General features: G+C 39.8%; 11 protein-coding genes. 6 read left to right on the top strand and 5 right to left on the bottom strand.

Going from position 1 to position 11,561, the window contains the following annotated elements:
* The first annotated feature begins 132 nt into the window (after window positions 1-132).
* The gene (locus AOLE_RS03370; protein ID WP_013196924.1) at window positions 133-1,368 is read left to right on the top strand and encodes a threonine ammonia-lyase; all 1,236 of its coding nucleotides are present in this window, start codon (window positions 133-135) and stop codon (window positions 1,366-1,368) included.
* A gap of 237 nt (window positions 1,369-1,605) precedes the next feature.
* Window positions 1,606-2,802 (top strand): peptide antibiotic transporter SbmA, encoded by a 1,197-nt coding sequence (gene sbmA, locus AOLE_RS03375; protein ID WP_013196925.1) that lies wholly within the window; start codon window positions 1,606-1,608, stop codon window positions 2,800-2,802.
* 40 nt (window positions 2,803-2,842) lie between these two features.
* Here sbmA and AOLE_RS03380 read toward each other — a convergent pair whose 3' ends face one another.
* Window positions 2,843-3,592 (bottom strand): DUF4850 domain-containing protein, encoded by a 750-nt coding sequence (locus AOLE_RS03380; RefSeq protein WP_013196926.1) that lies wholly within the window; start codon window positions 3,590-3,592, stop codon window positions 2,843-2,845.
* 134 nt (window positions 3,593-3,726) lie between these two features.
* On the opposite strand from AOLE_RS03380, the gene AOLE_RS03385 reads away from it, so the two are divergent.
* The 3 genes from AOLE_RS03385 to AOLE_RS03395 all read left to right on the top strand — a co-directional run bounded on the left by AOLE_RS03385 (window position 3,727) and on the right by AOLE_RS03395 (window position 6,230).
* Window positions 3,727-4,791: a DUF1176 domain-containing protein gene (locus AOLE_RS03385; protein WP_013196927.1), complete on the top strand. Its 1,065-nt coding sequence runs from the start codon at window positions 3,727-3,729 to the stop codon at window positions 4,789-4,791.
* Between the two features lie 39 nt (window positions 4,792-4,830).
* Window positions 4,831-5,601, top strand: a complete 771-nt coding sequence (locus AOLE_RS03390) for a hypothetical protein (RefSeq protein ID WP_013196928.1) — start codon at window positions 4,831-4,833, stop codon at window positions 5,599-5,601.
* Window positions 5,602-5,711: 110 nt separating this feature from the next.
* The gene (locus AOLE_RS03395; protein ID WP_004789310.1) at window positions 5,712-6,230 is read left to right on the top strand and encodes a hypothetical protein; all 519 of its coding nucleotides are present in this window, start codon (window positions 5,712-5,714) and stop codon (window positions 6,228-6,230) included.
* Window positions 6,231-6,310: 80 nt separating this feature from the next.
* On the opposite strand, the gene AOLE_RS03400 is transcribed toward AOLE_RS03395, so the two are convergent.
* The 4 genes from AOLE_RS03400 to gatC all read right to left on the bottom strand — a co-directional run bounded on the left by AOLE_RS03400 (window position 6,311) and on the right by gatC (window position 10,373).
* Entirely contained in the window at window positions 6,311-6,889 is a 579-nt protein-coding gene (locus tag AOLE_RS03400) for a DJ-1/PfpI family protein (RefSeq protein ID WP_013196929.1), read from the bottom strand.
* A 168-nt stretch (window positions 6,890-7,057) separates the two neighbouring features.
* A complete protein-coding gene (gene gatB, locus AOLE_RS03405; protein ID WP_013196930.1) occupies window positions 7,058-8,527 on the bottom strand; it encodes an Asp-tRNA(Asn)/Glu-tRNA(Gln) amidotransferase subunit GatB in 1,470 nt (489 codons plus the stop codon).
* Window positions 8,527-10,005 (bottom strand): Asp-tRNA(Asn)/Glu-tRNA(Gln) amidotransferase subunit GatA, encoded by a 1,479-nt coding sequence (gene gatA / locus AOLE_RS03410; RefSeq protein ID WP_013196931.1) that lies wholly within the window; start codon window positions 10,003-10,005, stop codon window positions 8,527-8,529. The genes gatB and gatA overlap by 1 nt, the downstream gene beginning before the upstream one ends.
* Before the next feature lie 53 nt (window positions 10,006-10,058).
* The gene (gene gatC, locus AOLE_RS03415) at window positions 10,059-10,373 is read right to left on the bottom strand and encodes an Asp-tRNA(Asn)/Glu-tRNA(Gln) amidotransferase subunit GatC (protein ID WP_000107699.1); all 315 of its coding nucleotides are present in this window, start codon (window positions 10,371-10,373) and stop codon (window positions 10,059-10,061) included.
* 133 nt (window positions 10,374-10,506) lie between these two features.
* Here gatC and AOLE_RS03420 point away from each other — a divergent pair, with 133 nt between their 5' ends.
* On the top strand, window positions 10,507-11,547 hold the full coding sequence (locus tag AOLE_RS03420; protein ID WP_004789315.1) for a rod shape-determining protein: 1,041 nt from the start codon (window positions 10,507-10,509) through the stop codon (window positions 11,545-11,547).
* Window positions 11,548-11,561 lie beyond the last annotated feature (14 nt).

The following is an 11,561-nucleotide window of genomic DNA, read 5'->3' on the forward strand; positions in this document are numbered from 1 at the left end:
AATTTTTGGAATAAAAATTTTTGTATATTAGGTATATGTTGGATATGCTGAAAACTCTGATGACCAATATAAAATATTGATGTCATTTTTAAAAAATAATTGATTTGTAATGTATTGAGGCTGACTAGATAAATGATACAGCAACAGGTTAAAAATGGGTTTCCAACATTAGATGATGTTCATGCTGCCGCAGAGCGTTTAGAAGGTTTAGTCGTAAAAACTCCTTTTGTTTTCTCAGAAACCATTTCTAAAACCTTAGGGGCTGAGATGTGGCTGAAATTTGAAAACTTACAATTTACAGCTTCTTTTAAAGAACGGGGTGCACTGAATAAACTGTTGTGTTTATCTGACCAAGAAAAACAACATGGTGTTATTGCAGCTTCGGCAGGTAATCATGCGCAAGGTGTAGCGTATCATGCTCAGCGCACAGGCGTAACAGCAACTATTGTGATGCCGAAATCTACACCTAATGTAAAAGTACAACGAGTGCGAGAATATGGGGCACGAGTCATTTTACATGGACAAGACTTTTCAGAAGCTGCTGCTGAAATGCACCGTGTTGCACAAGAAGAATCTTTAACAATTATCCACCCATTTGACGATGCAGAAATTATTGCAGGTCAGGGAACCATTGCACTCGAAATGCTTGCAGCTGTTCCTGAACTAGACATTTTAGTTGTGCCAATTGGCGGTGGTGGTCTAATTTCTGGTATTGCGATTGCTGCTAAAGCTATCAATCCCAAAATTAAAGTGATTGGGGTGCAATCGGTTGTATATCCAAGTATGGCGAAACTTTTATGCAATTATCAGCATGCCGTTTCAATGGGCTCTACAGTTGCAGAAGGTATTGCGGTAAAAACTCCGGGTGAGCTTACAACTCAAGTTGCTAAACAATATGTTGATGACATTGTTGTTGTTACTGAAGACATGATTGAAGAGGCAATTGCGCTGTTACTCAATATTGAGAAAACAGTATGTGAAGGGGCTGGTGCAACAGGTATTGCTGCAATTATGTCTCGTCCTGATCTATTTTTAGGTCATAAGCTTGGTGTAGTGCTTTCTGGTGGCAATATTGATACACGCGTTATGGTCTCTGTATTGCAGCGTCATTTAACGCGTACAGGGCGTATGGTTCGTATTCGTGTTGAATTACCAGATAATCCGGGTGCTTTAGCTCGTTTAACAGCAATCATTGCTGAGCAAGGCGGTAATATTTATGAATTGCGTCATGAACGCTTTGCAGCAACAAGTCGTGCTAAAGAAAGCGCTGTGAGTGTTGATGTTGAGCTTAAAAGCGCATCAGACCTAGATTTGCTGATTCAGGCAATGCAGTTGGAAGGTTATATTGTTCGTAAAGAAGAGATTTAATCTCTGATATTGCTGTGTTATAAAAGCCGTATATGGCTCTATCGAGAGTCATATACAAGGTAATTTAAATGGATTAAATTGCCAAAAAGGGATGAATTTACAAAAAAACGATCAAATCCTTCAATGAAACGGGAAAAATTGACAATTCTCTAAACTTTGCCCTTCACAATTTTAAGGTTTAGGTTTTAGTATTCCTTCCATTGTAAATTTGAAGAAATATAAGGATATCCACGCTCAATGTTCAAATCATTCTTTCCATCACCACGGTATTTTTTTATATCTGTGGTTGTTTGGATCGCACTCAATATGGTGCTCTGGTACTCAGGTGGAAACACGTGGGGAACTTTTATCGGGTTTGCTAAGGGCTATCATGATGCACAACTCCCTGTGGGTGTGAGTCGTTTTTGGTCTCCAACTTTCTTATGGTTTTATCTCTGGTTTTTAGTCTCTACTGCACTTTTTGCTGGCTTTTGGAAGACAATTTCTAATAATCCATGGCAGCGTTGGTCTATATGGGGCTCTGCATTTATTTTATTTAACATCTGGTTTGGTGTTCAGGTCAGTGTTGCGATTAATGCATGGTATGTACCATTTTGGGATTTAATTCAAAAAATGCTTTCGAGTGGAGGTGGGGACCTCTCGGCACTATATAGTGAGACAATGGTCTTTCTTTATATTGCTATGGTTGCTGTGACTCTTGCTGTAATTAATGCTTTTTTCACAAGCCATTACGTATTCCGTTGGCGTACAGCAATGAATGAATACTACACAGAACATTGGGAACAACTGCGTCATATTGAAGGTGCTTCGCAGCGTGTGCAAGAAGACACCATGCGCTTTGCAACTATTATGGAAGACTTAGGTGTTGAACTGGTAAAAGCAGTCATGATTTTAATTGCCTTTTTACCTATTTTATTTCAACTGTCTAAACATGTTCCAGTTTTACCAATTGTTGGTGAACTAGAACATTCTCTAGTATGGGCCGCAATTGTATGGGCTGCTTTTGGTACGATTCTTTTAATGGTAGTTGGTATTAAATTACCAGGACTACAATTTAATAATCAAAAAGTAGAAGCAGCTTATCGTAAAGAATTGGTCTATGGTGAAGACCATGCAGACCGCGCAAAACCTGCTACGTTACGTGAGTTATTTAGTAAAGTCCGTAAAAACTACTTCCGACTCTATTTCCATTATGCTTACTTTAACTTGGTAGCAACTTGGTATAAGCAGTTAGACATTTTATATAGTCTAGTCGTTTTATTCCCTGCAATTGCAAGTGGGAAGATGACGTTAGGTTTGATTAACCAAATTGGCGGTGTATTCGATAAGGTTCGTGAATCCTTCCAATATTTAATTAGTTCATGGAAAACAATTATTGAATTACTTTCAATTTATAAACGTTTAAAAGCTTTTGAATCGATACTACATAAATAAAAGAAAGCCCGCGAAAGCGGGTTTTTTTATAAGCATTGGATTAATGGGTTGTATTATAAAAATTAAGGATAGGTCCTACTAAAGACTGTTGAGATTTATCTAAGGTGACTTGAATCTCTTTATAGTTAAAAGTGTCTTCATCATCATATTTAGCAATACCATGCGTTTTATTGTTCACTTGTGGAATTTGATAACTAAAAAAAGCCACTTTCTTAGAAGGATGAACAATATTGATGAGTTTTTTAGGGTCTTTATAGCCACCGAATTCATTTTCAAGACTTTCTTTTAACAATTCTGGGAAATAGAGCGTTGCATTTGGTAGCCCACAACCAACGCAAAATGAAGAATCATAGAGTTCTATGGCTTGTTTTTGATCTGCACTCATTATTAGAGCAAAACCAGTCCCATTAGCGCCTGCATTTGCTTGCACATCTTGCCAATTTCTTGGAACGAGCACTAAACCTGATTCAGGTAATGCAAGAAGCTTGAGTTGTTTTGCATGCTGAGCATCGAGTTTAAAATTAAAATGGCAGCTTTTAGGTGTACAGGTTTCAAAGTCTTTAAGTAAACCATTCTCTGTCGGGCTTTGTGCTGTAACACCATAAAACGGGACTGTAACGCCGTTTAAAAACTTTGCTTCTCCTAGGGCGTAGAACTGGTTATCTGCTTTGCGGGTTGCAGCAGAGCTATAAAATTTTGGGAAATGGGGAGTAAAGCTTTTTACTTCTGCATAAGCAGTTGAAGTTAGACTGATCAATGCTGTGCTTAATAAAAAATTTAGTTTTTTCATTTTTAGAAAGTAATCAATTTAAATCTTATATAAATCTAACATATTCTTTTAAACTATAAGGCAATTCAAAATTGAAAACTGTTTTTAACTTCTTTTAACTTCATAATAAAACAGACCAGCAGAGACATGAAAAAATGAAAAAAATCCTTTCAATGTGCTGTTTATCAGTCATCAGTTCTTATGGTTTTGCTCAAGACATAAAAGGTATTTCATTTTCACACCAAGAATGGGAAATCTCTTGTAGCAATACGGGTACATGTAAAGCCGCAGGCTATCAAAATGAAGACAATGGTGATAATCCAGCTTCAATTTTATTAACACGTAAAGCAGGGCCAAAACAAGCTGTGCAAGCCGAATTTGCTTTATCAGACTATGAGCAAAGCTTGCCAACCAATCAGCTTAAAAATATTCATTTTTATGTAAATGGCAAAGATTTAGGCGCTGTGACTATAGATGGTACCGATTTGCCATTGATGGGTAAATTGAATAACTCGCAAGTCAACGCTGTACTACAACAGTCTAAACAGGAACCTGAAATTGTATTTAAGAATGCTCAGCATGAATGGAAAATTTCCGATGCTGGAATGACTGCTGTGTTATTAAAAATGGATGATTTTCAGAAGCGTATTGGGACTGTTGGTGCTTTGGTTAAAAAGGGAAGTGCCAATGAAGCTAAAGTACTTATGCCTGAGCCAAAACTGGTTGTTAAACGCATTAAAACTACAGCCAAACCTTATTTAACGCTACAACCGAAAAGCAAGCAGTATCAAGCAATACACCGTAGCTTGATAGCAGTTAATCCGAATCCTAAAGAAGACTTTTGTGAAGGAATTTATGGTGGTAATAGTGATGGAGCTGAACCACAAAAAATTGAGCTATATAAACTAACCAATAAGAAAGTTTTGGCGACTACATTGTGTTGGAGAGGGGCTTATAACGAAGGGTATGGGGCATGGGCACTCGATGAGTCTTTGACTGGTAAAGCAACGTTTGTGACAGAAACAGCTTCTGATTTCGATAGCGGTATTATTAGTAGTGCTCAAAAAGGAAGAGGCATAGGCGATTGCTGGGCAAGTGAAGAGTGGGTCTGGGATGGCAAGAGTTTTGTACATACTAAGGATATGTGGACAGGAATGTGCAAAGGTTTGGCAGCAGGTGGGGTGTGGGAGCTTGATCGAATTGAAGCTATTGTAAAATAGCTAATTTGTTGAAAAGAAATATCATTAGGAAAATAAAAAATGATTAAAAGTAAAATAGAGATAGCTTTCTTGGTTATAGCAGGAATGTTTGCTTGTTTTGCCAAGCCTGCTTTTGCTGCGCCCTTAAGTATTTTAGAGTTTAAAAAAACACAATTAAGTCAGAATGAGCAGGCGCAACTTTGCATACAAGTTAAAAAGCTTTGCGAGCATCTGGATCAATGGCGAGTTTTAAAAACAGCAGATCGGCAGTTATGGCTTCTGTCGGGTGGAGATATTATTCAATTTAACGACTCTGCAAAGGGACTCAAACTATCGAAACAGTGGCATGTAAATCTCTCTACTCAAAAGGAGGGTACATCTGATGGGCAGTTTATCTTTCCTAAGCTTTTTCCCATCACCCAAAATCGTTATGCAATTGCTGTAATTGATTCATTTTCTGAAATGTACTCAGGAGGTGGTGCGAATATTGAACGAGCTAGTTTTTATGAGTTAACAGAGTCAGGTAATGAGCGTTCCTTTATTAAAAATTATCCCTTTAGTTTTAATCGGATGATTCGGGCATGTTTTTCTGAGCAAGATTATGAAAGTTCTCAAGGAAATTGTCATGATGAAGATAGTCTCAGTCTAGATATTCGTCCAGTCAAACCGCTAATGTGGCAATTCCGCTATCGTTATAATTTAAGCGTATCACCTGCCTCAGATTCAGGTGAAAAATCTTATCAGGGCAGTAGAAACTTAAATATTGATTTAAATAAAGCACCAGAACAACCAAATATTCCAGAAGCATGGAAGTATGCTGGAATGGGCTAATTATTAAAGTAATTGTTAAATTTGAAGAAATAGACGATTTACAGAGTCATAACAGGTAACACCACTAGCTCTGTGATACAAAGAACAGATTGTTTATTGGAGCTAGACCCATGTCACGTCAAGTTTATGCGATTGCCCGCCGTAAGTTTTCACATTTGAGCCGTTCAGTCTGTATGGCAGTTGCTGTACTGGGTACAACACAAATTGCGATGGCGGGTCCCACGGTTGATCAGTTAAGTGACTGTTTAGTTAAGGCCACAACGGCTTCAGACAAGACCACTGTGCTTCAATGGACATTTACGGCTTTAGCTGCCCATCCTGATTTAAAAGCATTTAGTAATGTAACGCCTGAGCAAAAGGATCAGTTAGATCAGAAACTGGCGCAGGTTTTACAACGTGTCATTGTGGAGCAATGTTCTACCCAAACTAAAGCTGTGATTCAGGCTGAAGGTGTGAAGGCCGTTGGAGAGGCTTTTCAGCAGTTAGGTCAAAGTGCGGGTGAAGATATTGTTAAAGACCCCGCAGTTAAACAGCAGTTGCAGGGCACATTGCGCTATATCGATTTAAATAAATTGGTGACGACGTTTTTAACACCAGAGATTTGGAATAAGTTGGGAATCACAAGATAAAAAATCTAGTTTTCTATTTTAGTAATAAAGCCTGCTATTTAATCAGCAGGCTTTATTTTAATTGGGATGAAGAGATCTATTTAGAGCGTAATCTTAGCGCCTAAGACTTTCACAAATTGCGCTAACCAAGCTGGATGTGCAGGCCAAGCTGGGGCAGTTACTAAATGACCATCTGTAACTGCTTCAGTCACAGCAATATCTGCATATTGTCCACCTGCCAATTTTACTTCAGCGGCACATGCTGGATAAGCTGAGCAGAGGCGACCTTGTAATACATCTGCCGCTGCGAGTAACTGAGCGCCATGGCATACGGCTGCAATTGGTTTTTTCACTCGATCAAACTCACGCACAATTTCGACAACACGGTCATTCATGCGCAAATACTCTGGTGCTCGACCACCCGGAATAACTAGACCTACATAGTCTTCGGTATTAACGGCATCAAAATCATAGTTAATCGCAAAATTGTGGCCACGTTTTTCGCTATAAGTTTGTTCACCTTCAAAATCATGAATAGCCGTTGCAATATGGTCGCCGTTCTTTTTATTTGGGCAAACAGCATGCACGGTATAACCTAAACCAGTTAAGAACTGAAAAGGAACCATGGTTTCATAGTCTTCGGCATAGTCACCGACCAACATTAAAATCTTTTTAGACATGATTTATCTCTCTTTTTAAAATATAAGTTATCTAAATTCTTAATTTAAATTAGCACAGTCACTGAGTAATTTTTTAGGAAAAAAGTGCATTCTTTAGTCGAAGAATGCTTTAGACGGATATAAAAAAGCCCCGATAAATCGAGGCTTTTCTTGAGTTGGCTAGTCAAATTAACCAATCAATTTTTTCATTAATTCATTTACTTGAGCAGGGTTGGCTTTACCCTTAGAAGCTTTCATGACTTGACCAACAAGACCGTTAAAGGCTTTTTCTTTACCAGACTTGTACTCTTCAACCATTTTTTCATTGGCTGCAAGTACTTCTTTAATGATTGCTTCAATTGCACCTGTGTCGGTTTCTTGCTTTAAACCTTTTTCAGCAATAATGTCATCGGCAGATTTACCTTCCGATTCCCACATAAAGCCAAAGACTTGTTTAGCAATCTTACCGCTAATGGTGTTGTCAACAATACGAGCAATCATGCCACCAAGCTGTTCAGCAGAAACAGGTGATTCAGCCAAATCTAGGCCTGCTTTGTTTAATGCGCCTGAGAATTCGCCCATTACCCAGTTTGCAGATACTTTACCTTGCTTCGCACCGCCAGCAGCAGCCACAACAGCTTCAAAGAAGTCTGCCATTTCGCGTGAAAGCGTAAGTACATGTGCATCGTATTCAGTTACACCAAAGTCTGCGATAAAGCGTGCACGACGTGCAGCAGGTAGCTCTGGAAGTGCAGCGCGAGCAGCTTCAATTTGCTCATCTGCAATAATTACTGGTAACAAGTCTGGATCTGGGAAGTAGCGGTAATCGTTCGCTTCTTCTTTAGAGCGCATTGAACGCGTTTCCATTTTATTTGGATCGAACAAACGAGTTTCTTGGTCGATGCTTCCACCATATTCCAAAATTTCCATTTGGCGTTCAATTTCAACATTGATCGCTTGTTCAATGAAACGGAATGAGTTGAGGTTTTTAAGCTCACAGCGCGTACCAAATGGTTGTCCCGGACGACGTAAAGACACGTTACAGTCCGCACGGAATGAACCTTCAGCCATGTTACCGTCGGAAATACCTAACCAACGCACAAGGGTGTGAATTGATTTGATATATGCCACTGCTTCTTCAACTGAACGCATGTCTGGCTCAGAAACGATTTCAAGTAAAGGTGTACCAGCACGGTTTAAGTCAATGCCAGACATGCCTTCAAATTGATCATGAATCGATTTACCCGCATCTTCTTCAAGGTGAGCACGAGTTACGCCAATACGTTTTGTTGTGCCATCTTCAAGTTGAATGTCGATATGACCCAAGCCAACAATTGGATTATCCATTTGGCTAATTTGATAGCCTTTTGGCGAGTCAGGGTAGAAGTAGTTTTTACGTGCAAACACAGATGCTTGGTCGATGTATGCATCGATACCCAAACCAAAGCGGATGGCAAGATCAACTACTTTTTCATTTAAAACAGGGAGTACACCCGGCATAGCCAAGTCTACAAGGCTCGCTTGCGTGTTTGGGTCTTGACCAAATTCAGTCGATGAACCTGAGAAAATTTTAGAATTGGTTGCAAGCTGAGTGTGAATTTCGATACCAATAACGACTTCCCAACCGTCAATCAATTTCAACTTTTGAGCTTCAGCCATTATGCATTCTCCTCAGCAATTGCCGCACGTTGAGTATGGAAATCGGTGTTTTGTTGGTATTGATGAACAATCGACAACAATTGTGATTCTGACCAGTAGTTACCAATTAATTGTAAGCCTACAGGTAAGCTGTCTTTATCAAAACCAACAGGAGCATTAATCGCTGGTAAGCCTGCTAAGTTCACTGCAAGTGTATAGATATCGCCTAAATACATTTCAGTTGGACTTAAGTTCGCACCAATTTTATAAGCAGTTGTTGGTGCAGAAGGAGCCGCAATCACATCTACATTTTCAAATGCTTTTAAGAAGTCTTGTTGAATTAAACGACGTACTTTTTGTGCTTTCACATAGTAAGCATCGTAATAACCTGCAGAGAGTGCATAAGTACCAATTAAGATACGACGTTGAACTTCTGGACCAAAGCCTTCTGAACGTGAACGCTTGTAAAGATCCATCAAGTCTGCTGGGTTTTCACAGCGGTAGCCGTAACGAACGCCGTCATAACGTGACAAGTTAGATGATGCTTCTGCTGGCGCAATCAGGTAATACGTTGGTACATAGGCTTCAGTCATGTTGAGGTCAATCTCAACAAGCGTTGCACCCATTTCTTCAAGCTTTTTCAATGATTCTTCGACACGAGCTTTTACGTCTGCATCTAAGCCTGCAACGTTAAAGTACTGTTTAGGAATACCAATACGTAAGCCTTTTACAGATGTGCCATTTAAGTTCGCAACGTAGTTATCAACTTCTTTTTTAACCGAAGTCGAGTCTTTTGCATCATGGCCTGCAATTACATTCATCAGGTAAGCACAGTCTTCAGCAGAGCGTGCCATTGGACCTGCTTGGTCAAGTGATGATGCGTAGGCAATGATACCGAAGCGAGATACACGACCATAGGTTGGTTTTAAGCCTGTTAAGCCACAGAATGACGCAGGTTGGCGAATTGAACCACCTGTATCAGTACCCGTAGCGAAAGGCGCTAAATCTGCCGCTACAGCCGCAGCAGAACCACCTGACGAGCCACCAGGAACGTGGTCGAGTGCCCACGGGTTACTTGTTGCGCCAACATATGAGCTTTCAGAAGTTGAACCCATCGCAAACTCGTCCATGTTCACTTTACCTAAAGTGACAAGACCAGCTGCTTTAGTTTTTTCAACAACAGTTGCATCGTAAGGAGAAATGAAGTTGTCTAATATTTTTGAACCAGCAGTTGTTTTAATACCTTTGGTACAAAAGATATCTTTGTGAGCAAGTGGAATACCCGTTAAAGCAGTTGCATTACCCGCTTTTAAGGCTGCATCGGCTGCATCTGCTTCAGCAAGCGCTTGCTCAGGCGTAACCGTCACGTAGCTTTTTACCAGTGGGTCAATTTTAGCAATACGTTTTAAATAGTGTTCAGTCAGTTCGCGAGATGAAAACTTCGCTTGGCTTAAGCCCTCAGCAAGTTCACGAATTGATAAGCGATGTAAATCAGTCATGAGTAAAATTTCTTTACATTCAAAATAGGGAAGATGGGTTAATTGAGTAAAAGTTATTCAATCACGCGAGGAACAAGATACAAACCATCTTGAGTTGCAGGTGCAACTGCTTGGTATTCATCTCGATGATTGCTTTCCGTTACCACATCAGCACGTAAAGGTTGAGGATTGTCAAAAGGACTTTTCAAAGGTTCTACGCCTTCCGTATCAATGCCTTTTAAGGTTTCCATCATGCCTAAAATTTTATTTAGACTTTGAGCATATTCAGCAGATTGCGTATCATTGAGCGACAATCGAGCAAGATTGGCGATTGCTGAAACTGTTTGTGCATTTAAATCTGCTGAATGCTGTGCATCCGATGTAGACATAACATCACCTAATCAGTATTAAAAATTTTCAAAATATCGTGCGTTATAATAAGCGATTGACTTGTTCAAATCATCACATTTAGTTTAAAGTTGCCACCTTGCATCCACATGAAAGTTTAACTGAGAACGAACCGTGATTCTAAAACGACTAATTGGCTTGTTTTCGCCGGATCTAGCCATTGATTTAGGTACAGCAAATACACTTATTTATGCACCAGGCCGCGGCATTATATTAAATGAACCAACAGTTGTGGCAATTCGTCACAGTGGTTCACAAAAAATTGTTGCTGCTGTAGGTCTAGATGCTAAGCAAATGCTGGGCCGTACGCCTGCGAATATTTCTGCAATTCGTCCAATGAAAGACGGTGTAATTGCGGATTTTGAAGTGACTGAAACCATGTTGAATCAGTTTATTGGTAAAGTTCACGAAAAACGTTTGTTCCCACCTGCACCTCGTGTAGTTGTATGTGTACCATGTAAATCAACTTTGGTCGAGCGCCGTGCGATTCGCGAAGCAGTATTTAATGCTGGTGCCCGTGATGTTCGTTTGATTGAAGAACCTATGGCTGCTGCAATTGGCGCAGGTATGCCAGTTGAACAAGCATGTGGTTCTATGGTTGTGGATGTTGGTGGTGGTACAACTGAAATTGCAATTATTTCATTGCAAGGTTGTGTCTATGCTGACTCTTTACGCATCGGTGGCGATGTTTTTGATGAGCAAATCATCAATTATGTTCGTAAAGCTCACGGTTGTGTAATTGGTGAAACCACTGCTGAAATTATTAAAAAAGAAGTAGGTATGGCTGTTTCTGATGGCACAACATTAGAAATTGAAGTACGTGGCCGTAACCTTGCAGAAGGTGTGCCTCGCGCAATTACTGTAACTTCTGACGAAATTACTCAAGCAATCTCTGATCCATTACAAAATATTGTAAGCGCAGTAAAATCTGCACTTGAGCAAACGCCTCCAGAACTTTCTTCTGATATTGCCGAGCGCGGTATTGTGTTGACAGGTGGTGGTGCATTACTTCGTAACCTCGATAAATTATTAGCTCAAGAAACTGGTTTACCAGTTGTGGTTGCTGAAGATCCTCTTACTTGCGTGACCCGTGGTGGTGGTAAAGTATTAGAATTCTTCGACAACCCGAACCATGACATGCTTTTTGTTGGTTAAGTTTAAGGATTAGG

The organism is Acinetobacter oleivorans DR1 (assembly GCF_000196795.1).
Lineage (GTDB): Bacteria > Pseudomonadota > Gammaproteobacteria > Pseudomonadales > Moraxellaceae > Acinetobacter > Acinetobacter oleivorans.